Raw genomic sequence first — 23,849 nt, 5'->3', positions numbered from 1 at the left:
CTTGCCCGCTGCTCGGGGGGCTATTTCAATCAAGGAGTAATTAATAGCCTCGTTCAAAAGCCTTTTTTGATTATTTATACCTGAGCATACTCCCACGGACTCTGTGTCATCATACGCCAAATCGCAGATAAACAGACTGTGTCCATGATGAGTCTCCTATTGATATCCAGCTAACCCCGATCCCATCGCAATCCTGAAGATCCTCCCGAACGACTATCCGTGAACTCCCGGTAGTGCGGGGCCCCTGTGTTGGCAGCCATGCCACCGGCAATCTGACAAGATAATTTCATGAACTGCACTAACAAACCCGCCCTGTCCGGCGTCATGCTGGCGGCGATCGGCGTGGTCTATGGCGATATCGGCACCAGCCCGCTCTATACCCTGCGCGAGTGCCTCTCCGGCCAGTTCGGTTTCGGGGTGGAGCCCGCCTCCATCCTGGGCTTTCTCTCCCTGATCTTCTGGCTGCTGATCCTGGTGGTCTCGGTCAAGTACCTCTCCTTCGTGATGCGGGCGGACAACGCGGGCGAAGGGGGCATACTCACCCTGATGTCGCTCGCGACCCGCAACACCCCGGCCAAGTGGACGCCGGTGCTGATCATCCTGGGGCTCGTCGGCGGCAGCTTCTTCTATGGCGAGGTGGTGATCACCCCGGCCATGTCGGTGATGTCGGCCATCGAGGGCTTGAAGATAGCGGCCCCCTCCCTGGATCCCTATATAGTGCCGCTCTCGGTGCTGGTGCTGACCCTGCTGTTCGCCATCCAGAAACACGGCACCGCCACCGTGGGCAAGCTGTTTGCCCCCATCATGCTGATCTGGTTCCTGACCCTGGCGGTGCTGGGCCTGAACAGCATCCTCCAGCACCCCGAGGTGCTGGGGGCGCTCAACCCGGTCTGGGCGCTGCGCTTCTTCATGACCTACCAAAGCGCCTCCTTCTTTGCCCTGGGCGCCGTGGTGCTGGCCATCACGGGGGTGGAGGCGCTCTATGCGGACATGGGGCATTTTGGCAAGAGCCCCATTCGCCGCGCCTGGTTCATGGTGGTGCTGCCATCGCTAGTGCTCAACTACTTCGGCCAGGGGGCCCTGCTGCTCGGCAATCCCGAAGCCATCGCCAACCCCTTCTTCCTGCTCGCGCCACAATGGGCCCTGCTGCCCCTGCTGCTGCTGGCGACGCTGGCGACTGTGATCGCCTCCCAGGCAGTGATCTCCGGGGTCTTCTCCCTGACCCGACAGGCGGTGCGGCTCGGTTATCTCTCCCCCATCCGCATCGTGCACACCTCGGAGCAGGAGTCCGGCCAGATCTATATTCCGGTCATCAACTGGCTGCTCTATCTCTCCGTGGTGATCGTCATCATGAGCTTCGAGCACTCCAGCAACCTGGCGGCGGCCTATGGCATCGCCGTGACCGGCACCATGGTGCTCACCTCCATCCTCTCCTGCTCGGTGGCCCGCCACAGCTGGCACTGGCGCAAGCCGCTGGTGGCCACCCTCTTCGCCCTGCTGCTCGCCATCGACGTGCCGCTCTTTGCCGCCAACCTCGCCAAGGTCTTCTCCGGCGGCTGGCTGCCGCTGACTCTGGGCGCCGTCATGTTCACCCTGATGACCAGCTGGAAGAGCGAGCGCTTCCAGCTTATCCGCCGCCTGAACGAGCACGGCAACTCGCTCGAGCCCATGATCGCCTCCCTGGAAAAATCCCCGCCGACCCGGGTGGCGGGCACCGCCGTCTATCTGTCGCGGGTGGTCAACGTCATTCCCCATGCGCTCTTGCACAACCTCAAGCACAACAAGGTGCTGCACGAGCGGATCATCCTGCTCACCCTGAAGGTGGAGGATGTGCCCTACGTCCACAACGTGCGCCGGGTCTGCATCGAGCAGCTATCCCCCACCTTCTGGCGGGTGGTGGCGAGCTACGGCTGGCGCGAGACCCCCAACGTGGAGGAGATCTTCCACCGCTGCAACGCCGAGGGGCTGAGCTGCCGGATGATGGAGACCTCCTTCTTTATGGCCCACGAGTCCCTCATCATGAAGGAGCGCCCCTGGTACCTCTATCTGCGGGGCAAGCTCTTCATGCTGCTGCAACGCAACGCCCTGCGGGCGCCGGATCAGTTCGAGATCCCGCCCAACCGGGTGATAGAGCTGGGATCCCAGGTGGATATCTGATGGCGGGCGCCGCGCCCAAGGCCATGACATGCAAGAGGGAGGCAACCGCCTCCCTCTTGCATGTCTGGAAGCCTGGGTTTTCCCACGGGATCTCGAGCCACCAGCGAACGTGGCGCCCCTCACAGGATCGCAAAGAAGCGTCGCGTCTGGCACTCAAACCGGTGCGAGATCAAGGTAATGGGGGCCACTGACCCGATAAACTTGGCCCCCGCGGCAGGATGAGAGGCCCTCTTCCCTCCCCTGCCCAGGCTACGCCCCCGCTATCGAGACGCAGCCCGTTGCAACCCTGCGCATTGCATTCCTGTCCTGCCCCTGTCCGTTGTACCCAATGGCCGGCGCCGTGGTGGCAGGCCTGCAGATGGGAGTTCGATATCACATGACACCCCTCAAGATGATCGCCATCTGGCCCAGCCTGACCCCCCTCAGGGTGGCGCCATGACGGCCCGGACCCATACGTGCTCCAGACTGCGCCGCGAATTCCATATCGACGGCATAGTGCAGGGGGTCGGTTTTCGCCCCTTCGTCTATGGGTTGGCGCTGCGCCACGGCCTTACCGGCTATGTGCTGAACGATGCCAACGGCGTCACCATAGGCGCGGAAGGTTCCCCCGAGCAGCTGGCCAGCTTTGCCCGCGAACTGCGGGACCTGGCACCGCCACTCAGCCGTATCGATCATTTCAGCGAGCAGGATCTACCCCTCGCTCATGATCCCGACTACAACGGCGCCTTTCATATCAAGGCAAGCCAGCAGCAGAGCGCCGCCACAGTCGCCATTTCGCCGGATCAGGGGATGTGCGAGGCGTGCGCCCGGGATGTGGCCAATCCCGCGGATCGACACCATCGCTACCCCTTTACCAACTGCACCCACTGCGGCCCGCGCTACAGCATCATCCGCCGCCTCCCCTACGACAGACCCCACACCGCCATGGCCGACTTTGCCATGTGCCCGCGCTGCGCGACGGCTTATGAAAACCCGCTGGACAGACGCTACCACGCCCAGCCGGTGAGCTGCCCCGATTGCGGGCCCCATCTCAGCTGGCGCAGCGGCTGTGGCGATGCGCTGGCCGAGCGCGAGGATGCGCTGCAAGCGGCAGCTCTCGCCCTGCAAGCGGGGGCGCTGATTGCGGTCAAGGGTATGGGGGGTTATCACCTGATATGTGATGCGCGAAGCGAGTCTGCCGTGGCACGGCTGCGCCAGCTCAAACGGCGCGCGCGCAAGCCGCTGGCGGTGATGATGGGCTCCCTTGCCGAGGCCAAATTGCATGTCACCGGCAGCGAAGACGAGTGGAAGCTGCTCGCCTCTCAGGCCAGACCCATCACCTTGCTGCGCAAGCGCAAAAACGATGATCGGCTCTCAGAATCCCGACAGTCAGCCGCGCCGTTGGCCGACGGGATCGCCCCCTGCATCCCCTATCTCGGGGTCATGCTCCCCTATACCCCGCTGCACCAGCTGTTGCTGGACACGTGCGCCATGCCGCTGGTGACCACCAGCGCCAATGGTCGCGGCAGCCCGATCCTTGTCGAGTGCGATGCTGTGGTCAGGGAACTCGGGGGCGAGATTGACGGCATCCTGGATCACAACCGCCCCATCCTGCACCCGTGCGACGACAGTCTGTTGCAGTGGGTGGGCGGACGGTGCCAGACTTTGCGCCTCGCCCGGGGCTATGCCCCCTGCACCCCCAGCCTGCAAGAGGCAGTCAAGATGCCGCTGCTGGCGGTCGGCGCGCAGCAGAAGAACCAGCTGGCGCTCGCCTTCGGTCGCCAGCGCATCTACAGCCCCTATATCGGCGATCTGCACAGCTTGCCGATGCAGGGCCACTTCGAGCAGACCCTGGCTACCTTTCGCGATCTCTACGAACTCAAACCCCAGCTGCTGGTCTCGGATCGCCATCCTGGCTACCTCAGCCATCAGTGGGCCAAGGGCTATTGCCACGATCAGGGTGCAACCCATCTCGAGGTGCAGCACCATCACGCCCACCTGCTGGCAGTGATGGCCGAGCATGAGATCACTGGCCCTGTTCTGGGTTTTGCCTTTGACGGCACCGGCCTTGGGGATGACGGCACCCTCTGGGGCGGCGAGCTGCTGATCGCAGATGTGCAAGGATTTGAACGTATTGCACACCTCAAACCCTTCAAGCTCATCGGCGGCGAGGCGGCCATCCGTGAGCCGGTACGCCAGCTGCTGGGGCTGCTGTTCGAGACGTATGGCGTGGAGCAGATCCGCGCCCTCGATATTCCGGCGATCAAGCAACTGCCCCTTAAGCGGATCCGCAATCTGCACCAGCTCTGGCATCTCGGTCGCAACGCCCCCCATACCAGCTCCATCGGTCGGCTGTTCGATGCCGTCGCGGTGCTCTTGGGAGTGATCGATACTCCCGATTACGAGGGAGAAGCGGGGCTATTGCTGGAGGCGGCCGCCTTGCAGCTTCTCCCCGATGAATTGCCCTTCCCCCTCGCCTTTGATCTCAGCCAAGCAACAGAGGGGCCACTGCATATCGAGTGGGCCGAGCTCATCAATACCCTTGTCAGCGAGCGGCGCCAAGGCACCTCCGCCGCCAGCCTGGCCGCCGGTTTTATCCGCGCCATCAGCAATCTGGTGGTTGCCCTGGCCGAGCGCTTCCCCGGCTATCCGGTGGCGCTCGGGGGCGGCGTATTTCAAAACCGGGTGCTGATGGACCAGCTTGTTCCCGGCCTCGAAGCGGCCGGCCGCCAGGTATTAACCTCTGAAACCCTGCCGCTCAATGACGGTGGCATCGCCGCCGGTCAGCTCTGGTTTGCCATCCACCATCTTGCCACGCACCAGCCTGTCACCACCGGTTGTGCCACCTTGTCGGAGTCCTGAAATCCATGTGTCTATCCATCCCCTCTCAGGTGGTGCAGCTGCACCCCGAAGATAACTGCGTCACCGTCGATACCCTGGGGGTGCAGCGTCGCGTCAGCTGCATGCTGCTCGAAGAGCCTCTCCAGGTGGGCGACTATGTGCTGCTCCATATCGGCTTTGTGATGAGCAAGATTGACGAAGCGGAGGCGCAGGCCAGCCTCGAGAGCTTCCGCCAGATGGTGGCCCTGATGCCTGAGCAGGACATCTTGCCATGCTGACCTTGAATGACCTGTTTCAGGGCTTTCGCCAGCCCGACGTCATCCGCGCCCTCGCCGCGCAGATTACTGAGCTCGCAAAGGATCTCCCCGAGCCGCTACGGGTGATGGAGGTGTGCGGCGGCCATACCCACACCATCATGAAGTACGGCCTGCCCCAGCTGCTGCCGGCCAGCATCGAGTTCGTCCACGGTCCCGGCTGCCCGGTCTGCATCATGCCGAAAGAGCGCATCGATCAGGTCATCGAACTGGCTAGAGAGCCCAACGTCATTCTGGTCACCCTGGGGGATATGATCCGGGTGCCGGGCTCCAAGGGCACGCTGGCCCAGCAGCGCGCCAAGGGGAGCGATATCCGCCCCGTCTATGACCCCCTCGATGCCCTGCGTATCGCCCGTGAGAACCCGGACAAAACCGTGGTCTTCTTCGCCATCGGTTTCGAGACCTCCACCCCCATGACGGCCGCCTTGCTGGCTGCCGCTGAAGAGCAAGGGATCGAGAACCTCCTGTTTCATATCAACCATGTGCTGGTCCCCCCCGCCATTCATGCGGTGATGGCCGACGGGGTTGCCAAGGTGAACGCCTTTATCGGCCCCTCCCACGTCAGTGTCATTACCGGCGCCGATATCTACCTGCCCATAGTCCAACGTTATCAGGTACCTGTGGTGGTGAGCGGCTTCGAGCCGGTGGATGTGATGGAGGCGCTCTTGATGATGGTGCGCCAGAAGGTGGAGGGTCGCTACGCGCTGGAGGTGCAATACAGCCGCGCCGTCACCGCCAGTGGCAATAAAGCCGCCCAGCGGCTGGTCGAGCGCTTTTTCGAGACCCGCGAGCACTTTCGCTGGCGGGGCCTTGGGGATATCAACGCCTCCGGCCTGCGCCTGCGCGATGCCTTCGCCAAACGCGATGCGGAGCGTCACTTTGCGCTCAATCAGACCCCCATCGATGACCACAAGGCGTGCCAGTGCGCCGACATCCTGCGCGGGCTGGCCAAGCCGAACCAGTGCAAAGTCTTTGGCCGGGGCTGCACCCCGACCCAGCCCATGGGCAGCTGCATGGTCAGCTCCGAGGGGGCCTGCAATGCCTACTACCGATATATGGGGATCCAGCAGCAATGAGAGAAATTCAGTTAAGCCATGGGGGCGGTGGCGTCGAAATGAACCAGCTTATCAATAAGCTCTTCTTCCACCATTTCGGCAACGAGATCCTGCTGCGCGGTGAAGATGCCGCCCTGCTGCCGGTGAGCGGCCCCGTCGCCTTCACCACCGACAGCTTCACCGTCTCGCCGCTCTTCTTCGAGGGGGGCGATATCGGCAAGCTGGCCATCGCCGGCACGGTCAACGATCTCGCCATGATGGGGGCCAAGCCCGAGTATCTGAGCTGCAGCTTTATCATCGAGGAGGGGTTCCCCTACGCCGATCTCGCCCGCATCGTCGAGTCGATGGCGGCTGAACTTGCCAAGAGCGGTGCCCGTATCGTCTGCGGCGACACCAAGGTGGTGCCCAAGGGGGCGGCCGACAAGATCTTTATCAACACCAGCGGGGTCGGCACCTTCCCGCTGCCTGAGCAGAGCCGGGGCATCTCGGTGCGCAACCTCAAAGCAGGTGACGCCATTCTGGTGTCGCGAGATATCGGCAACCACGGCGCCTGCATCCTGATGGCCCGCGACGCCCTGCAGCTGGGATCTGATCTCAAGAGCGACTGCACCACCCTCTGGCCGCAGGTCGAAGCGCTGCTAAAAGCTGGCATTACCCCTCACGCCCTGCGCGATGCCACCCGCGGCGGTCTTGCGGCCGTGCTCAACGAGTGGAGCACTGCCTCCGGCGTTGCCATCGAACTGGAGGAGTCCGCCATTCCGGTCTGCGATCCGGTGCGCGGCCTGTGCGAGCTCTACGGTTTCGAGCCCCATGATCTCGCCAACGAGGGGACCATGGTGCTGGCCCTGCCTGCCGAACAGGCGCAGGACGCGCTGGGCATATTGCGGCAATTCAATTCCTCTGCCAGCCAGATCGGTGCGGTACAGGCAAGCGATCGCTACAAGGTGATCCTCAATAACCCCTGGGGCAGCCGCCGTTATCTGGAGCTGCCGCAAGGGGAACTGCTGCCGCGGATCTGCTGATCGGCCATGCCGTTCAGCCAATTACAGTGGGGAATAACTCCTCCCCATATCGGTTAAGGAGCCACCATGCACGAAATGTCTCTGGCCATGGCCGCCATCGATCTGGCAGCCGAACAGGCCACCCAGCGGGGCTTTACCAGGGTGACCGCCCTCTGGCTCGAGGTCGGCAGTTTCTCCTGCGTCGACCCGGACACCATCGCGTTTTGTTTTGAGGCGGCCGCCAAGGGCACCGCCGTCGAAGGGGCCCAGCTTCACTTTCAGCACCAGGCGGCAGAGGCCTGGTGTTACGACTGCAACCAGACGGTCACCCTCACCGAGCGTGGTCAAGCCTGTCCCGACTGTGGCGGATACAAATTACGAGTCGCGCAGGGCGATAGCCTGCGCATCACCGACATCGAGGTAAGTTGATATGTGTAGCGTATGCGGATGCGGCCAGGCGCGGATCGCCAGCCATGAGCACGATCATGAGCATCATCACGAACATGAACATCACCATGAACATGGTCATAAGCACGGCCATCACCATCATGGCCACGAGCAGAGCGCACAGCGCACCCTGATCATTCACCACCACTATCACCATCAGGGGGATGTCCATCACCACTACCATGGGGTGCGGGCTCCCATGAACCATGAGGGGCATGATCACTCTCATGAGCATCACCACGATCACCCCCACGACCATCATCATGATCATGCCCTCCCGCACCACCATGCCCATTCTCATGATCACGGACATTCGCATGACCACGACCATGACCATGACCACGACCATCAGCAGGGCTCCCTGCACTACGGCAAGGGGGAAGCGGGATTGTCGGTGCCCGGCATGGGGCAGCGCCAGCTGATCGCCATCGAGATGGACGTGCTGGCCAAGAACAACAAGCTGGCGGCCCACAACCGCGAACACTTCGATGAGGCGGCCCAGCTGGTGCTTAACCTGGTGTCGAGCCCGGGTTCAGGCAAGACCACCCTGCTGTGCGAAACCCTGCGCCAGCTGGCCGACAAGCGCCCCTGCGCGGTGATTGAAGGGGATCAGCAAACCAGTACCGATGCGGATCGCATTCGCGCCACCGGCGTGCCTGCCGTGCAGATCAACACCGGCAAGGGCTGCCATCTGGACGCAAAAATGGTCCACGATGCCTGCCACCAGTTGCCCGCCAATGAAGGGGGCATCCTCTTTATCGAAAACGTGGGTAATCTGGTCTGCCCCGCCAGCTTCGATCTCGGCGAGAAGTACAAGGTGGCGATCCTCTCCGTCACCGAGGGGGAAGAGAAGCCGCTGAAATACCCGGACATGTTTGCCGCCGCCCAGCTGATGGTGATCAACAAGATCGATCTGCTGCCCTACGTCAGCTTTGATGTGTCCCGCTGCATCGAGAACGCCAAACGGGTCAACCCCTATATTCAGGTGATCCAGGTCAGCGCCACCACAGGTGAAGGGATGGATGCCTGGCTCAACTGGCTGGCGACTGCTTGAGTGCGGATAGATCACAACCGCTGATAACGGTGGATAACAAAAGAGGGAGGCTGATGCCTCCCTCTCTTTTATCTGCGAACCTTGCCAGCCGTTCTATCTGCCCAGAATGGGCAGCGTCGCACACTCGCGTCCCCTCACCCTGGCCCTCTCCCCAGGGAGAGGGAACCAGTTCGTGGATGCCGCATTCCGCTTCCTTCTCAACAGGGAAAGGGGAACCTGTTCATGAATGCTAGAAATATTCGCCCCCTGAGAGTCTGCGAGCATAACAACCAGTCATATTTCCCAAACCCCAAGCCTTGCAAGATGGCACCTTCTGCTCCCTTCTCCCCTTGCGGGAGAAGGGTTGGGGATGAGGGGGAAACACCAATCCTCAGGCCGCGCTTTCGGTCAGCGTCCCTGACTCGGGCTGCATATCGCCAAAACGCAGCACCCGGTGGCAGACCTGGCGCAGCAGCGCCTGCTGGTGACTGAAGACAAGCATGGCGAGACCGCGCTGTTCGCTCTCAACCATCAACTCCCTCCAGAGCTGGCGCTGGATTTGCGGATCCAGCTGGGCGGTCACCTCATCGGCAATCAGCAATCGGGTGCGGGGATCGAGGGCGCGCAGCAACGCGATGCGGGCCAACTCGCCACCGGAGAGCTGACCGGGTTTACGACCAAGCCACGCAGGCTTGACCATAAAGCGGGCCAGCATGGCGTCATCGGGGCGCCACACATCCCACAGCGCCTGCCCGGTAGTGCGATAGGGATTGAAGGTGAGCTCCGGGTGCTGGGGCACCAGCTGGATGGGGTTATAACCTTTTATCCGTTCAGGCACAGGCTGCCCATCCAGCAGGAGCTGACCGCCAGCCCCAATCGGTTGCCAACCTGCCAATACCCGCCCCAGCGTGGTCTTGCCGTGGCCGCTTGGCGCAGAGATGCCGAGCCGCTCGCCCGCTTTCACCGTCAGCGACAACCCCTGCCAGAGGGGGCGTTTCCCCTGGGCGATGGTGAGATCCCGTACCTCAAACATCAGCGACCTCCGGTACAGAAAAGAGCGAATTGAACTCCGGCAGCGCTTGCCACTGAATGTCTGCCGCGCCGCACATGGCCTGTTTCAGAGATACCAACATCAGGAAACCTCCGGCACAGAGAAGAGTGCATTGAACTCAGGCAGCGCCTGCCAGTGGGCACGGAGCATCTCGCTCCCCTGCCCCTGGTGCAGGTGGTGGCAGCTCAAGGTGTCGCTCACCTGCCCCTGATGCAGCGCGACTATGCGATCGGCAAAGCGGGCCGCCAGCGCCAGATCGTGGGTCACCCAGAGGATGCCGCTGCCCTGATTGGCCAATTCACGCAACTGGCCGAGCAGCTGGCAGGCCAGCCCCTCGTCGAGCCAGGCGGTGATCTCGTCCGCCAGAATGTAGCGGGCACCGCCAAGGGCCGCGGTGCAGGCCAGAATGCGCTTGGCCATGCCGCCGGAGAGCTGGCGCGGATAGCTGTCCAGCGTGGTGGCGGGCAGCTGGTAGCGCAGCAACTGCTCACCGAGCCGCTCGCGAGAACCGCTCTGACCGCACAGACGCGCCGCCCGGCCCAGCTGGCGCTCCACCGTCAGCAACGGATTGAGGGCGCTCACCCCCTGCGGCACATAACAGAGGGTGTGGCCGCGCAGTCCGGCCCGGCTGGCGTCGCACAGGGGCACGCCATCGAGGGAAATGGTGCCGCGCATCCGCAGGTTGTCCGGCAGCAGGGTCAGGGCGCTTTGCAGCAACAGACTCTTGCCCTCGCCGCTCCCCCCCACCAGTGCCACTATCTCCCCCGGCGCCAGTTGCAGGCTGATATCGGTCAGCAATGGCCGCCAGTTGCGCCGCCCCAGCCAGGAGTAGTGGGCCGCCTCTATGGTCACCTGATCAAAACTCAGCATGGTTCACTCCTGTGCCACAGCAGCTGTTGCAGGGCGCGGGTAGCTTGATCAAACAGTAAAACCAACGTCAGCAGCATCAGACCGGGGAAGAGGGCCAGCCACCAGCCGCCCCCGGCCAGATAGCGCAGGGCATCGGCCAGCAGCAGGCCAAGGGAGGCCTCATGAGCTGCCAGCCCAAAGCCGAGAAAGCTCAAGGCGGCGCTGTGCAGCACCGCATGGGGAAACATCAGCAGGGTGCCGATAAACCACTGGGGCAACAGCCCTGGCAGCAGGTGGGTGCGCCAGCGACGCAGCGCCCCCATCCCCTGACAGCGGGCCAGTACCACATAGTCACTGCAGGCGATGCGCCGCGCCTCGGCGCAGAGAATGAGCGCCAGCTTGGGCCAGTGGGTGAGCGCCACCGCCAGGATCACCCCACGCATGCCGCCCCCTGCGGTAAAGCAGATCAGGATCAGCAGTAGCATATGGGGCAGCGCCAGCATGGCGTCGATCACCAGCCGCACCGCCGCATCGCACCTGGGATGGATGAGCGAGAGGCTCGCCGCCACCATGGCCAGCAGCCCACTGCACAGGGCCGTGCTGATCCCCAGCTCCAGACTGGTAAGGGTGCCCTGAAAGGCCCGCAGCCAGAGATCCCGCCCCATCTGATCGGTACCGAACCAGTGCACCAGCGAGGGGGGCTGCTGGCGCGCCAGCAGATCCATCGGCACATCCTGAGCCGATAAGCTCCAGCCGTAGGCGGCCAGCAGCGCCAATCCGAGCAGGGCAAACCCCAGCCGCAGTATGGAGGGTAACGGATTAAACAGCATGTTCACCCTCCCAGCCCCGATTGATGCGGGCCAGCAACAAACTGGCCACAGTGTTGCCAATAAAGACCAGCAGGGTGCAGAAGAGCACTATGCCCATCAGCAGGGGGATATCCCCCCGCAGCCCCGCATCCACGGTGGCTTGCCCGAGCCCCGGGTAGGAGAAGACCTTCTCTGCCAACAGGGATCCGCCAATCAGCTCACCGAGGGAGGCAAACTGCAGGCAGAGCGCCGGCGTCAACGCATGGCGCAGCACGTGAAAGCGCAGCATGGGCCAGCCGCCATCGCCCTGGGCGCGGGCGTAGCGAATAAAATCGCTCTCCAGCACCTCGGCCACCCGCTCCCGGGTATGCAGGGCGATATTGCCAAGCCCCAGCAGGGCGAGCGTGATGACTGGCAGCAATAGATGGCGCAACCGCATCAACCAGTTCGCCTCATCGGCAGCGAGCCCCGGCGTCCAGGCGCAGCAGACCGGCAGCAGTGGCCAGTGCACCGCAAACAGCGCCAGCAGCAAGAGGCCCACCCAGAAGGTGGGCAAGGAGGCGAGCAGGTAGGCAAAGCGGCAAATCAGGCGATCGGGCCAGCGGTTGAGATAGCGACCGGCGCAGAGCCCCAGCAGAATGCCGAAACAGCCGGAGAGCAACCAGGCGCCTGCCAGCAGCAGAAAAGAGGCAGCAAAGCGCTGGCCAATTACCTCACCCACAGGCGCGTTGTAGAGCATGGAGTAGCCGAGATCCCCCTGCAGCACCTGGCTAAACCAGTGCCAGTAGCGCAGCCAGAGCGGCTGATCCAGCCCCCAACGGGCGGCTATGCGGGTGTACTGTTCCGGCGGCACGTGCAGCAGATCGTTGCCGATATAGGCCTTGATGGGGTCAATGGGGGAGTAGCTCAGCAGCACAAAGGTGGTGACAGAGACCAGACAGAGCAGCCCTGCCAGACGCAGCAGGGCTTTTAGCAACAGATAACCGGAATGACTCAAGGGCGAACTTAGCGGCACGTCCACCGCCAATCCTGCAGGTTGTTGAGGAGTGACCAGCTACCGTGGATTTCCGGCGCCCCCTTGCCAAGATCGATGCAACGGTTAGCGAGATAGGTGTGCTGCACATTGAGCAGCCAGGCCCAGGCGGCATCTCCCTGCACTCCGGCGCCGGTCTTGCCATCCCACTCCACCTGCTGCCAGAAGGGCACGGCCGCCTGCCAGTTCGGGGCATCCAGCGCCTGCTTGAGATGGCCATCCACCACAGGGTTGCTGTAGTAACCCGGGTTGTAGAACTCAACGCCGCCGGAGCCGCTCTGGTAGTGGTGATAGAGCTCCATGGGATCCAGACTCCCCCACCCCATCAGCACCGGATTGGCGTGCATCTCGCGCTCCACCTGCTCCCAGCTGCCGGACTTGAGGCTCACGTCAAGACCGATGGGTTTGAGCATGGCCCGCACCGCTTCCGCCAGATCCCGGCGGGTGCTGTCGCCACTGGTGTACCAGAGGGTAAAGGCGGCGCGCCGGGAGCCCTTCTGGCGAATGCCGTCACTGCCCCTCTTCCAGCCCGCCTCGTCGAGCAGGGCGTTGGCATGGGCCGCATCCCCATCCTTGAAGGCGGTGGCTTTGTTCAGCCAGGGCAGGCCTTCCACCGCGCTGTAGGCGGGGATGGCGTGCCCCTCCAGCAGCTGATCGGCCAGCAGCTTGCGGTCGATGGCATAGTTGATGGCGCGGCGCACCGCCACGTCCGAGGTCACGTCGTTGCCGATGGGATAACCCTTGGCATCCTTGCCGCCCGCTGGCGGAATGGGGAAGACGATGCCGCGATTCTCCACGCTTGGCCGCACCCACAGCTTGAGGGAGGCAGGGACTGTGGGGGCCAGCGACGGGGGGATGCGCACCAGATCGAGCTGACTGCTCCGGGCGGCGGCATAGGCGCTCTCCTCGTCGATAAAGACAAACACCAGCCGTTTGAAGTCATTGTTGCCACCGGCGTAATGGGGGTTGGCCTCCACCACCAGCTGCTGACCGGGCAGGAAGCTCACCAGCCGGTAAGGGCCGGCGCCGACCGGATGGCGGGCGTAAGCCTTGGGATCGTAATCCTGCTTCGACACTATCCCGAGCGATCCCAGCACGTTGACGAAGGTGCTCTGGGGGGCGCTTAAAGATATGGCAACCTCGGTAGGCGAGAGCACCTTGGCCGAGACAAAGTTGCCCATGTCGATCTTGCCGCCGCCCCTGGCCGCGCTGTTGTAGGTAAAGGCCACATCCTCGGCGGTGAGCGGCGCACCGTTGGAGAATGTCAGATCCGGCTTGAGGCGGATAAGCCACCCCTTGCCATCCTGGTTCGGGGTCACAGCTTGGGTAAGTACATTCTCCCAGCCGAGATCCCCGTTCTGCTTGAGCAGCGGGCTGTGCAGCAGCAGGTAGCTGCCGTGACTCCAGCCCAGCAAGGGGTCAAACCCTTCGGTGGGTTCGGCGCCGATGGCGAGCTTGAGTTCGGCAGGCACAGGTTGGGCAGCCTGCACCGAATGAGACATGCCCGAGAGCAGAGCCAGCAAGAGGGTGGCAACCTCAGGGGCGCCATAAGGGCGAACCTGGCTATGGACATGACGGGGGATGGTCATAAGACTCCTTATCCATCTGAGCCACCCGACGCAGGGCGCCGGGCGACTCATCGAACGAGGGGGCCGACAGGGGCCCCCGAACTATGGCGGATGATCCCTGAAACCTAGGACTCGGTGGCGCCTAGCCCCTGGCTGCGGCGGGCTCCAAACAGCCGGCGCCGACCCAGATCCACGTCACCGCCTTGCTGCAGCGGCAAGGAGTGCAGCATCCTGAGGGTGCTGCTCACCAGCGAGCGCCCCTGCTCGGCCCCGAGATGGGGATCGAGCGGCGACATCAGGGAGCAGGCCAGCAGCTGTCCCGTCTCGGGCAATTCCCCCACCATAAAGGTCAGGTTGCCGCAGGGGAGCTGCAGGGCGAGCCGATCGCTGCTGCTGCGCACCGGCCACAGCTGATCCGGCCCCGGCAGCACCACCAGGCTCAGCATCCAGGGGGTGAGCACACAGCCGAGCCACTGACCGTCAAACAGCACGCACTCGGCCACGATGGGCATGGTGGCGTGATAGAAGGGCAACGCCTGCATCTCTTCGCGAGCGATCCGTTCGTACTGGGCAACCAGCAGGGGCGCGGGATTGCTGGCAAAACCCGAGAACTCCTGCACGGCATCAAGCTCGCTTAAATGGGACTGCGCCATAGGCCCTCCTGCTCTTGTTTTGCCTTTTCCTGTTCGGAAAGCGGCATTGCGGGGGCGCCAACACTGGCCAGCAGGGTCAAAATCCTATCCGTCGCCTCCCCCATCGCCGCCGCCACTAGCGGGGTGAGGCCGATGCGGGGCTCGAGGGACTCGGGCTCGACCCCGATCAGGGTGAGCCGCTTGGGCGACTCCCCCGTCATATGCAGCGCCGAGAGCACGTCCGCCAGCCCCAGCTGATGGGGGGAGATCTTGCGACCGAATAGGGTCGGGATCTCCTCATCCTTCAGGGTCACCACTGTGCCCGGCGGATTACCGCTGCGCACCGCATCCGCAAGAATGATGTGGTCGCGACTGGCCATGGCTTCGAGCAGTTCCATACCGGCGGTGCCGCCGTCGAGCAGCTCGATGCCGGGGGCGAAACGGTATTCACGCCCCAGCGCCTCGACGATACGCACTCCGATCGCCTCGTCACTCAACAGCAGGTTGCCCACGCCCAGGATCAGGGTGTTCATCACAGCACCTTCACCTGAGTCGTTTCGCCATTCTGGGTATCCACCACGTGGACCGCGCAGGACATGCAGGGGTCGAACGAGTGGATGGTGCGTACCACCTCCAGCGGTTTGGCGGGATCCGCCACCGGGGTGCCCACCAGCGCCTGCTCGTAGGGGCCAGGCTCGTCGTTGAAGTTGCGCGGGCCCGAGTTCCAGGTCGACGGCACCACCGCCTGATAGTTCTCGATCTTGCCGCCCTTGATGACGATCCAGTGGGAGAGCATGCCGCGCGGTGCCTCTTCAAAGCCCACCCCACGAAACTCCTTGTCCGCCGGGATCTCGGCCTTGATATAGGCGGTGGAATCCCCCTTGCCGATATTGTCCACCAGCGCCTTCCACTGGTACGCCAGGGTGTCTTTGAGCACACAGCAGCGCACCGCGCGGCCTATGATGCGGCCCAGGGTGGAGTGCAGCTGTTCGGTCTTGATGGCGGAGCCGGTCAGCGCCTTGTAGATGCCGTTTAGCTGATCGAAGTGAGCCACCGTCTCCGGATGTTTGGCGGCCAGTTTTACTAAGAGGTCTGCTAGCGGCCCCACCTCCACCACCTTGCCGTAGAAGGTGGGGGATTTGACCCAGGAATACTTGCCGTCATCCTGCCAGCCGGTGTAGTCAGGCTCGGTCTTGCCCTCCCACGGTTTGAGAGGCTCGTCATCCTTGTACCAGGCGTGCTTGTTGCTCTCGGCGATGCCATCCATCAGCCAGGCATCCTGATGGCTCTCGATGGGGCGATACCCCGCCAGATCGCCATTCTCGATGTAGCCGCCCGGCATCAGGAAGCTACCGCCGTCGGCATCGGTGGGGAGCTCCGGCACACTCAGGTAGTGCCTGGCCCCCTGCCCCAGGGTCAGCCACTCGGGATAGTGGGCGGCTATGATGGCGGCATCCACCTTGTAGACCTGCTCGATAAACTCGCCGAGCCGGTCGATAACGCTCTTCACATAGAGCAGCCGCTCGAGGTTGAGCACGCTCGGCGCATCCAGATTGATGGGGTTGGCCACGCCGCCCACCGCCAGATTCTGAATGTGGGGGGTCTTGCCGCCCAGAATGGCGACAATGCGGTTGGCATCGCGCTGGCACTCCAGTGCCTGCAGGTAGTGAGCCACGGCGATGAGGTTCACCTCCGGGCTCAGCTTCATCTCCTTGTGACCCCAGTAGCCGTTGGCAAAGATGCCGAGCTGGCCGCTGGCGACCAGGGCGCGGATCTTCTCCTGCACCTTGGCGAGCTCCTCGGCACTGTTGAGGGACCAGGTCGATACCCCCTTGAGGATATCCGCCGCTTTTTGCGGATTGGCCCCAAGGGCCGCGGTGATGTCCACCCAGTCCAGCGCGGAGAGTTGGTAGAAGTGAACGATGTGATCGTGGATGTTGTGGGCCGCGATGATGAGGTTGCGGATGAACTGGGCATTGACCGGCACCTTGGCGCCGATGGCGTTCTCCACCGCCCGCACCGAGGCGATGGCGTGGATGGAGGTACATACCCCGCAGATGCGCTGCACTATCATCCAGGCATCGCGCGGGTCGTTGCCCTTGACGATCTCCTCCATCCCGCGCCACATGGTGCCGGACGACCAGGCCTTGGTGACGACGCCGCCTTCGATTTCGCAGTCGATACGCAGGTGCCCCTCAATGCGGGTGATGGGGTCTATGGTGATACGTTGGCTCATACGTTGGCTTTCCCTCGGGCCTGATAATCTTGGTGAACACGTTCAAGTGATGGCAGTACCGGCAGCAGCCGGATCAACAGCAAATAGGCACACACCTCGATGGCGACGAAGCCCAGGGAGATCAGCACCTCCTCCGCAGAGGGGAAGTAGTGGTAGCCATTGCCGGGGTTGAAGGCGAGCAGGGAGTAATCCAGTCGCCAGAGGGCTGCGCCCAGCAGCATGCTGAGGGCCCCCAGGAACAACATGCGGGAATCCCGGCGGCTCTTGTCCCAGTGGAACACCAGCAGCGGGAAGATCATCAGTGCGATCTCGCTCCAGAACATGATGGAGAAGCGATTGAGATCGGAGAGGTACTCCGACTTGTCGTTGATGACGATCTCGGCAAAGCGCAGCGCCACAAACAGGATCAGGAAGATGTCGATCACCTGGGTCAATTTGTAGAAGAGCGACTTCTCGTTGGGGCCCCGCCCCGCCAGTCCCGCCTGCACCAAAGAGCCCTCAAATACCACGATGGAAAAACCCATGATGAAGGCGGTGAGCAAGGAGAAGACCGGCAGCAACTCGTAGCTTTGCCAGAGCGGATGGATCTTCTCCCCCGCAACGATCATCAACGAGCCCATGGAGGATTGGTGCATGGTGGGCAGCAGGGCCCCGAGCGCCAGCACGAAGAACATGATCTTGTTGAGGCGAATGAGTGACGCCTTCCAGCCAAACTTCTCCAGCAGCACGGGCGCGAACTCCAGCGCCATCACCCCGATATAGATGGTCATGCAGACCGCCGTCTCGAACAGCACAGAGGAGGTGTTGAAGTGACCGGGCAGGTAGAAGTACGGCAGGTTCCAGTAACGCCCCACGTCGATGGTGATGGAGAGACCGCCCAGCGAGTAGCCAAACAGGCTCGCCAAGAGCGCTGGCCGCACCAGGGGGTGATACTCGCCACGGTTGAACACATAGACAGCCCAGGCAAGTGCCCAGCCGCCACAGGCGAAACCGGTACCGATCAAGAGATCGAACGAGATCCACAGCCCCCAGGGGTAGCCGCCGTTGAGATCGGTAACCGAACCCAGCCCGAAGAAGAGGCGTTTCAAGATCAACATGCCGCACAGCACGGCGAAGGGGGCCAGCACCAGCACCGGCCAGCTGACCAGCTTGCCGCCGAGGGGATGTGCCTTGTGGTTACTCATGATCCTTGCCTCCCTTTGGCGAACCCTGATCCTGGTGACTGTCCTGCCCATGCCCCTCGTCATCATGGTGATCGTGGCCGCTCTTCTTGCTATTGCGGCGAATGAGCACCGAGAGTCCGGTCAGCACCACCATGGGCAGCACCATCCCCTTGTAGAGGGTGTGCTGGATATGCTCGGAGCGCGCCCCGGAGGAGAGCTCCGGCAGGTCGGGCATGTCGAGCTTGGTATAGGGCACCCCGGCCAGCACCAGTACCTGGGTGCCGCCCCCCTCCTTCTCGCCATAGACGTAAGGCTGGTAGTTGGGCACCTCGTGCAGGTAAGGGTCGTTGGCCTTGAGAGTCTGGCGCGGGTAGGCGTATTCACTGCCCGGAGTCGCCAGCAGGCGGCGCTTGGCCTCGGCCATCAGCTCCTCGCGGGTGCCAAAAATCACGGCGCCGGTGGGGCACACCTCGACACAGCCTGGCAATTTGCCCTGATCGATGCGCTCAAGCCCCTTCTGGTTGCAGAGCTCGCACTTGTGGATCGCCCCCAGCGGGTTGTCGTAGTCATATTTGGGCACATCGAACGGGCAGCCCACCATGCAGTAACGGCAGCCGGTGCAGACGTCCGGATCGTAGTGAACGATGCCGGTCTTGGGATCTTTGGTCAGCGCTTGCACCGGACAGACCGAGACACAGTTGGGATCGACGCAGTGCATGCACTGCTTCTTGATGTAGGCATAGCCATCCACCAGTTGATCCTTGTGCTCGCCGCTACCGCTCTTCCATACCTGAATGATGTTATTGGTGTAGGGGGTCAGCTTGTCGTTGGTGGACCAGGTCTGCGCCCCCTCCGGATTGGCCGGGTTGCCATTCAAACGCTGGCACTCCGCCACACAGGCCTGACAGCCGACGCAGAGGGTGGAGTCATACAACATACCAAGCGCCCCGGGAATGGGCGGCTTGTTCTTGGCTGCCGCCAGTGCGGTGCCGGGCACGGCTGTGCCCGCCGCCAGCGCACCGACGGAGGCGAATTTGAGGAAGTTGCGTCTGTTCACGGTCACTCCTCCCGTGATGGGTGCTGCCCGGCTTCGTGGCGCTTCTGCTGGCGACCGAGTTCACGCACCGTCATCAGACTCACCCCGACCAGCACTCCGAGGGCGCCACCGATAAGACCCGTCGCGGTGGGCGAGGTATAGCCCCCCTCCTGGATCTTCACATCGGGCTTGTCCACCCGCGGGGTCGGGTTCTCGACCTTGGCGAGCTGGAAGATCCCCTTGCTAAAACCCACCCCCTGCTCGTTGCAGCCATAACAGGGGTGACCGATGCCGACCGGCCAGATGCCACCGCCCACATCGCAGAACTCCAGGGTCGAGCAGTTGCCGTAGGTCTCCGGTCCTTTACAGCCCAGATGGTAGAGGCACCAGCCCTGACGGTGCCCCTCGTCGCCAAACTCCTTGGCAAAACGGCCCGCGTCGAAGTGCGGACGACGCTCGCAGTTCTCGTGGATCAGGCGCTCGTAGGCAAACAGCGGACGCTTCTTGGCATCGAGCACCGGCAGCTTGCCGTAGGTGATGTAGTAGGCAACCGTGGTGAGGAAGTTGTGGGGGTTGGGCGGGCAACCCGGGATATTGATGATGGGGGTGCCGATATTGCCGAGGGCCTCTTCCAGGCTGACGGCGCCGGTGGGGTTGCCACCGCTGGCGGGCACACCGCCCCAGGCGGAGCAGGAGCCGATGGCGATGACCGCGGCCGCGTCACTGGCGGCACGGCGAATATGGTCGACGATGGGCTCACCGGCCACCATGCAGTAGACGCCACCATCTTTGAGCGGAATGGAGCCATCCACCACCAGCACATACTTGCCTTTATAGCGCTTGATGGCGTTGTGCTTGTTCTCTTCCGCCTGATGACCAAAGGCCGCCGAGAGCACCTCGTGGTACTCCAGCGAAATGGTATTGAGGATCAGGTTTTCTATGGTGGGGTGAGTGGCCCGCAGCAGCGATTCGGTACAGCCGGTGCACTCCTGCGCCCCAATCCAGATCACCGGCGGCCGCTCGGGGCTGGTGAGTGCGGTGGCCATCTTGGCCACGGCATTCTGGCTTAACCCCAGGGTTGCGGCCATCCCGGCACACAATTTCATAAAGTCACGGCGATTAATTCCATGAGCCGATAAAAAAGTATCCTCGACCATTCTTTTTATTCCCGTCAGTGAGCATTGTTTGACAAATGCTTAATGGCGGGAATGCTATGCCTCCCCCTCCCCCTTTATGTTGATCTCCATCAAGTGGAAGGTCATTAGCCACCGATAAAACTCATCACCAAAAAACAAAAAATCCATATACAGCAATAGGTTATCGAAAATCATTCTCAACCAAAAAATACCCATTAGGAGTTATTAGTTGAACGACTGGAATTAAAAACATTTAAACTTCGAGTTATTAGAGTGATCCATCTCTCAAAATGAAAGCGTTGTCACAGTATCATTCTCCTGCGGATGATATTGGCTGTTACCGATACTGGGACCGCAATTTTTCCAAGTGGGGCACGCAAAGAAAGCTTGGAAAAGCACTGTAATACCAAGTAATTAATCAAAGTTGGATTACGAATCATCAAGTGACATGCCACAGCAGCCTACACCCTGCTAGCTGATGCCATGCCTATAGTGAGACTCCCCCCCCCCCCCCAGAGACCTCCTGCAAACACGAAAACAACCGAACTCTGCTCCCTGACTCAAGGGAAAACCAAGAAAGATAGTGATGCTGCCGCTGTTGCGTACTACCGGATATAAAAACACCGGCTAAAAGCCGGTGTCAGGTGATAACTAGATCTTTACAAACTATGAAATCAATCCGAAAAACTATTTATTTCCATATTAACCAAGCCCCCACTCTCTTTGAAATACACTTCAGTTTCGCCACCTTCCATGAAACTAATCAACTTAAGAGAATCTTTCGTCGGAATTTTATATGTTATAGAAATTTCACCGGTATCATTGTTTTTATTTGCGGCAGGAATTGTAAACTCATTGTTTTTTTACTACGAGAATGAGAAACTACATCCTTGTAACTAGGAAGAAGAGAACCCCAACCACTATTTTCACTTAAACTATTTACATAAAACTGTTTGTATGCAGCGTCTAGATTTCCATTATAGACACAATGATCATTTCTTTCATAATCACCATTATCATTTCCAATAACAGTACAGACTATATCACCAATATTGTATTTTTCTTTATCAGAGTTATCAGAGTTATCAGAGATAGGAGCGAAGGAATCTTTATTGTTAGATGTATAAATTACACTCCATCCTTTATTATAAAAAACAATATCGCTTCCTATTTTTATAGCAAAGTGGTAAGGAAAGTCACACTCACTCTCGCCACTGTGCAATGGCTCAGATCGAGTTATAAAATCAATTTTGCTATCTTGTACTTTTTTGTATTCCCCATTATCACCTATATTTTCTTTGACATAGTGAATACTATCTAGATCAGACTTCCCTCTTTTTTTAGGAAGATCAGAACGCATATTAACTTTACAAACACCAGGAATAGAAAGAACACCCCCATCTAATATGATCTTGCTATGTGACACTGCCTCCTTTAAAGCAATGCTTTTACTTTCAGATATAGTTAAGTTACCGATTGATTCTGGCGAACTATTTTTATCTGAAATTTTCTTGAAAAAATACTCATCAGCATAACTACTAGATGAAAAAAAACACAAGCACCAAATCATTCCTAGATAAAGCTTCATAACAATCCTTCTAAAAAACTAATGCGTTGAATCATATACATTATTTAAAAAAATGTTGTTTTCTGCTTTGCGCCGCTTTACCAAACCTTTCTCTCCACCATTGGTAATATCAAGAAACTCTTTAGCAATTCCTTCATAATTTCTGCTAGCGATATTCTGTCGTAGTTTTGGTGCCTTACCGATAATAGGCAAAAGAAAATTTGCACCTGTATTGAAAAGCAGACTAACAAATGCATCAAACTCATTCTGGGATAAATCAATATTTACATCTCTAGCCACCGCCCTCTCAAATTCACTTAGATCCTTACTAAATATTTCAAGCGCTGTTGGCTCATCAAGTCCATGCACAAAACGACTAGGGATAGAAATGTCTTCGCAACGTCCCTTCTCTATCAAGTGCCCATACCCAATAGTGCAATAACCTTCAGAATCATTATAAGGAACATGCTTACCATTCTTAATTTTCACACTTTCCCAAGCTTTGATGAAAGCGATACCTTGGGCGGAGGTTTTCCACTCTGCAGCAGGTCTACGGACAGTACTCTTTCTTTCCATGCCTTCGAAACTATTATGATAGCCCTCTTTTAATATATCTATAGCATCTACAAGGTCTTCGCGACGAAGATAAGGGCGAACACCTCTATTGGTCAATGGCTTTTTAAGATCACTACCAGACTGACAAGAATATATTTCAACATGTAGCATAAACACTATCGAGCCATTTATTTTAACTAGAGGTATTCCACGTTGTAATAATTTCCCCGTGTAACCTAAAGACTGCCCTTGCATAACAAAATCACCAACAGATACTTTTATACGGTCAGGTGCTAGCTCACCATAACGCATAATAAATTCTCGGCCATCGTTGGTTCTATGAAGAATAGTTACTTCATAAGTCTCACAATAGAAATTAGCTACCTGTAAAACTTCTCCATTAGATACAGCAATAACCTCTTCAAAAGGATTCGTATAAAGGTCCCTAGCTGCATGCCTACGGCCATTATTCCTTGGGTAACTAAATGTTGCCGCATTATTTCTCTCATCTGCAGACCAACATTTATTTTCCCATTTCTTACCTATATCATTCTCTGGTCTTACTTTTAGCGGAAAAATTATAGGTTTCGTGTTAGAACTGTTCCGAAGCACTGCTATTGGATAAATATGCCAGATATCCTTACCAAGATTTAACTTGACAGCACTTTGCATCCACTCAAGCTTATCGATTCGCTGTTTTTCGTGATCTACCAATTTGTCAAAATCGGGTAGACCAATCACGGCCATCAACTTGTCCAGCCATAGATAACTGCTGGCTGACGACTTCTCATACCACTCGCTGGGATGCTTGACGATTAGCTTATGAAGTTGATCGGCATTACCACTATTTTGCAGTGCAGCCTGGATCTCTTCACTGCTAAGTTCACCATTGCCATCAGTATCAAAGCTTTTTACCAGATTGGTAAAGAATGCAGGCGGTGCATCGGGATCCAGATAGCCATCGGATCCAGAGCCATCGGTCTTTATAAAACCTATCTTGAGCCAGTCATGTTGACTCAGCAGCTCGACTTGCTCTTTCTTGACATATTTTTCTGACGAGATGCAAACCCATTCCTGCTTGGCTGCGTCTTTTTCCAGCTTGGGTGATTCAACCAGCTCTTCCAGACTCTTGTCACCCGTCGCGACCCAGCAATCTTTACCATCCTGCTTTTTCTTCTCATGCAAGACGAGATCGGCCGGCACCTTGGCATAAATAGCACCGCCTTTAGTCCCCGCCTTGTTGGCCAATACATCATCCAGTCTGGGATCCTGGGTGAAGACTTCAAGATGGACTTGATGCTTGCTCTTCTTGCCCCCGATAAGGGAACCCGGCGTTTCTACTAGGCCGCGATAGCCACGGGGGATAGCAACACATAGAGTTCACCGA

General features: G+C 59.5%; 21 protein-coding genes. 7 read left to right on the top strand and 14 right to left on the bottom strand.

The genetic code is table 11. From position 1 onward, the window contains the following. Positions 1–288: 288 nt before the first annotated feature. From kup to hypA, 6 genes are all read left to right on the top strand, one after another. Positions 289–2,157 carry a low affinity potassium transporter Kup gene (gene kup, locus AC3WR3_RS01785; RefSeq protein WP_307764628.1) on the top strand — a complete coding sequence of 623 codons (1,869 nt, stop codon included), beginning with the start codon at positions 289–291 and terminating at the stop codon, positions 2,155–2,157. A 435-nt stretch (positions 2,158–2,592) separates the two neighbouring features. After that, positions 2,593–4,998 carry a carbamoyltransferase HypF gene (hypF, locus tag AC3WR3_RS01780; protein ID WP_492290983.1) on the top strand — a complete coding sequence of 802 codons (2,406 nt, stop codon included), beginning with the start codon at positions 2,593–2,595 and terminating at the stop codon, positions 4,996–4,998. Between the two features lie 5 nt (positions 4,999–5,003). Continuing rightward, positions 5,004–5,255: a HypC/HybG/HupF family hydrogenase formation chaperone gene (locus AC3WR3_RS01775; protein ID WP_167556337.1), complete on the top strand. Its 252-nt coding sequence runs from the start codon at positions 5,004–5,006 to the stop codon at positions 5,253–5,255. Further along, entirely contained in the window at positions 5,249–6,367 is a 1,119-nt protein-coding gene (gene hypD, locus AC3WR3_RS01770) for a hydrogenase formation protein HypD (protein ID WP_492290982.1), read from the top strand. The genes AC3WR3_RS01775 and hypD overlap by 7 nt, the downstream gene beginning before the upstream one ends. Then, positions 6,364–7,368 carry a hydrogenase expression/formation protein HypE gene (hypE, locus tag AC3WR3_RS01765; protein WP_492290981.1) on the top strand — a complete coding sequence of 335 codons (1,005 nt, stop codon included), beginning with the start codon at positions 6,364–6,366 and terminating at the stop codon, positions 7,366–7,368. The genes hypD and hypE overlap by 4 nt, the downstream gene beginning before the upstream one ends. 66 nt (positions 7,369–7,434) lie before the next feature. Then, positions 7,435–7,776 (top strand): hydrogenase maturation nickel metallochaperone HypA, encoded by a 342-nt coding sequence (hypA, locus tag AC3WR3_RS01760; RefSeq protein WP_492290980.1) that lies wholly within the window; start codon positions 7,435–7,437, stop codon positions 7,774–7,776. On the opposite strand, the gene AC3WR3_RS01755 is transcribed toward hypA, so the two are convergent. Then, positions 7,754–8,113, bottom strand: a complete 360-nt coding sequence (locus tag AC3WR3_RS01755) for a hypothetical protein (RefSeq protein ID WP_492290979.1) — start codon at positions 8,111–8,113, stop codon at positions 7,754–7,756. The two genes, hypA and AC3WR3_RS01755, sit on opposite strands and share 23 nt — an antisense overlap. On the opposite strand from AC3WR3_RS01755, the gene hypB reads away from it, so the two are divergent. Further along, positions 7,994–8,848, top strand: coding sequence for a hydrogenase nickel incorporation protein HypB (gene hypB / locus AC3WR3_RS01750; RefSeq protein WP_492290978.1), 855 nt, complete (start codon positions 7,994–7,996; stop codon positions 8,846–8,848). The two genes, AC3WR3_RS01755 and hypB, sit on opposite strands and share 120 nt — an antisense overlap. Before the next feature lie 370 nt (positions 8,849–9,218). Here hypB and AC3WR3_RS01745 read toward each other — a convergent pair whose 3' ends face one another. The 13 genes from AC3WR3_RS01745 to AC3WR3_RS01685 all read right to left on the bottom strand — a co-directional run bounded on the left by AC3WR3_RS01745 (position 9,219) and on the right by AC3WR3_RS01685 (position 23,710). Continuing rightward, positions 9,219–9,860, bottom strand: coding sequence for an ATP-binding cassette domain-containing protein (locus AC3WR3_RS01745; RefSeq protein WP_492290977.1), 642 nt, complete (start codon positions 9,858–9,860; stop codon positions 9,219–9,221). Between the two features lie 99 nt (positions 9,861–9,959). Then, complete coding sequence (locus AC3WR3_RS01740) at positions 9,960–10,748, bottom strand: ATP-binding cassette domain-containing protein (RefSeq protein ID WP_492290976.1); 789 nt, start codon at positions 10,746–10,748, stop codon at positions 9,960–9,962. Further along, a complete protein-coding gene (locus tag AC3WR3_RS01735; protein WP_492290975.1) occupies positions 10,742–11,557 on the bottom strand; it encodes an ABC transporter permease in 816 nt (271 codons plus the stop codon). Before AC3WR3_RS01735 ends, AC3WR3_RS01740 begins: the two co-directional genes overlap by 7 nt. Further along, entirely contained in the window at positions 11,547–12,557 is a 1,011-nt protein-coding gene (locus tag AC3WR3_RS01730; protein ID WP_492290974.1) for an ABC transporter permease, read from the bottom strand. Before AC3WR3_RS01730 ends, AC3WR3_RS01735 begins: the two co-directional genes overlap by 11 nt. Further along, positions 12,542–14,158 carry an ABC transporter substrate-binding protein gene (locus AC3WR3_RS01725; protein WP_492290973.1) on the bottom strand — a complete coding sequence of 539 codons (1,617 nt, stop codon included), beginning with the start codon at positions 14,156–14,158 and terminating at the stop codon, positions 12,542–12,544. Before AC3WR3_RS01725 ends, AC3WR3_RS01730 begins: the two co-directional genes overlap by 16 nt. 104 nt (positions 14,159–14,262) lie before the next feature. Then, the gene (hybE, locus tag AC3WR3_RS01720; protein WP_492290972.1) at positions 14,263–14,790 is read right to left on the bottom strand and encodes a hydrogenase-2 assembly chaperone; all 528 of its coding nucleotides are present in this window, start codon (positions 14,788–14,790) and stop codon (positions 14,263–14,265) included. After that, positions 14,772–15,302 carry a HyaD/HybD family hydrogenase maturation endopeptidase gene (locus AC3WR3_RS01715; RefSeq protein WP_492290971.1) on the bottom strand — a complete coding sequence of 177 codons (531 nt, stop codon included), beginning with the start codon at positions 15,300–15,302 and terminating at the stop codon, positions 14,772–14,774. Before AC3WR3_RS01715 ends, hybE begins: the two co-directional genes overlap by 19 nt. Further along, positions 15,302–17,005: a hydrogenase 2 large subunit gene (gene hybC, locus AC3WR3_RS01710; protein ID WP_492290970.1), complete on the bottom strand. Its 1,704-nt coding sequence runs from the start codon at positions 17,003–17,005 to the stop codon at positions 15,302–15,304. The genes AC3WR3_RS01715 and hybC overlap by 1 nt, the downstream gene beginning before the upstream one ends. Next, positions 17,002–18,189 carry a Ni/Fe-hydrogenase cytochrome b subunit gene (hybB, locus tag AC3WR3_RS01705; RefSeq protein ID WP_042648477.1) on the bottom strand — a complete coding sequence of 396 codons (1,188 nt, stop codon included), beginning with the start codon at positions 18,187–18,189 and terminating at the stop codon, positions 17,002–17,004. Before hybB ends, hybC begins: the two co-directional genes overlap by 4 nt. Beyond that, positions 18,182–19,225, bottom strand: coding sequence for a hydrogenase 2 operon protein HybA (hybA, locus tag AC3WR3_RS01700; RefSeq protein ID WP_492290969.1), 1,044 nt, complete (start codon positions 19,223–19,225; stop codon positions 18,182–18,184). Before hybA ends, hybB begins: the two co-directional genes overlap by 8 nt. Positions 19,226–19,227: 2 nt before the next feature. Continuing rightward, positions 19,228–20,361 carry a hydrogenase 2 small subunit gene (gene hybO / locus AC3WR3_RS01695; RefSeq protein WP_492290968.1) on the bottom strand — a complete coding sequence of 378 codons (1,134 nt, stop codon included), beginning with the start codon at positions 20,359–20,361 and terminating at the stop codon, positions 19,228–19,230. A gap of 778 nt (positions 20,362–21,139) precedes the next feature. Beyond that, positions 21,140–21,928: a hypothetical protein gene (locus tag AC3WR3_RS01690; protein ID WP_492290967.1), complete on the bottom strand. Its 789-nt coding sequence runs from the start codon at positions 21,926–21,928 to the stop codon at positions 21,140–21,142. Between the two features lie 18 nt (positions 21,929–21,946). Then, positions 21,947–23,710, bottom strand: coding sequence for a glycoside hydrolase family protein (locus AC3WR3_RS01685; RefSeq protein WP_492290966.1), 1,764 nt, complete (start codon positions 23,708–23,710; stop codon positions 21,947–21,949). Positions 23,711–23,849 lie beyond the last annotated feature (139 nt).

The organism is Aeromonas sp. EU05-FHT14A05 (genome assembly GCF_058791175.1).
This window is presented reverse-complemented; position numbering and strand designations above follow the sequence as displayed.

Bases quoted from the DNA above. Each gene is read 5' to 3' on its own strand.
- kup (WP_307764628.1), top strand. From the start codon at position 289: ATGAACTGCACTAACAAACCCGCCCTGTCCGGCGTCATGCTGGCGGCG.
- hypF (WP_492290983.1), top strand. From the start codon at position 2,593: ATGACGGCCCGGACCCATACGTGCTCCAGACTGCGCCGCGAATTCCAT.
- AC3WR3_RS01775 (WP_167556337.1), top strand. From the start codon at position 5,004: ATGTGTCTATCCATCCCCTCTCAGGTGGTGCAGCTGCACCCCGAAGAT.
- hypD (WP_492290982.1), top strand. From the start codon at position 5,249: ATGCTGACCTTGAATGACCTGTTTCAGGGCTTTCGCCAGCCCGACGTC.
- hypE (WP_492290981.1), top strand. From the start codon at position 6,364: ATGAGAGAAATTCAGTTAAGCCATGGGGGCGGTGGCGTCGAAATGAAC.
- hypA (WP_492290980.1), top strand. From the start codon at position 7,435: ATGCACGAAATGTCTCTGGCCATGGCCGCCATCGATCTGGCAGCCGAA.
- hypB (WP_492290978.1), top strand. From the start codon at position 7,994: ATGAACCATGAGGGGCATGATCACTCTCATGAGCATCACCACGATCAC.
- AC3WR3_RS01755 (WP_492290979.1), bottom strand. From the start codon at position 8,113: ATGCGAATGTCCGTGATCATGAGAATGGGCATGGTGGTGCGGGAGGGC.
- AC3WR3_RS01745 (WP_492290977.1), bottom strand. From the start codon at position 9,860: ATGTTTGAGGTACGGGATCTCACCATCGCCCAGGGGAAACGCCCCCTC.
- AC3WR3_RS01740 (WP_492290976.1), bottom strand. From the start codon at position 10,748: ATGCTGAGTTTTGATCAGGTGACCATAGAGGCGGCCCACTACTCCTGG.
- AC3WR3_RS01735 (WP_492290975.1), bottom strand. From the start codon at position 11,557: ATGCTGTTTAATCCGTTACCCTCCATACTGCGGCTGGGGTTTGCCCTG.
- AC3WR3_RS01725 (WP_492290973.1), bottom strand. From the start codon at position 14,158: ATGACCATCCCCCGTCATGTCCATAGCCAGGTTCGCCCTTATGGCGCC.
- hybE (WP_492290972.1), bottom strand. From the start codon at position 14,790: ATGGCGCAGTCCCATTTAAGCGAGCTTGATGCCGTGCAGGAGTTCTCG.
- AC3WR3_RS01715 (WP_492290971.1), bottom strand. From the start codon at position 15,302: ATGAACACCCTGATCCTGGGCGTGGGCAACCTGCTGTTGAGTGACGAG.
- hybC (WP_492290970.1), bottom strand. From the start codon at position 17,005: ATGAGCCAACGTATCACCATAGACCCCATCACCCGCATTGAGGGGCAC.
- hybB (WP_042648477.1), bottom strand. From the start codon at position 18,189: ATGAGTAACCACAAGGCACATCCCCTCGGCGGCAAGCTGGTCAGCTGG.
- hybO (WP_492290968.1), bottom strand. From the start codon at position 20,361: ATGGTCGAGGATACTTTTTTATCGGCTCATGGAATTAATCGCCGTGAC.
- AC3WR3_RS01690 (WP_492290967.1), bottom strand. From the start codon at position 21,928: ATGAAGCTTTATCTAGGAATGATTTGGTGCTTGTGTTTTTTTTCATCT.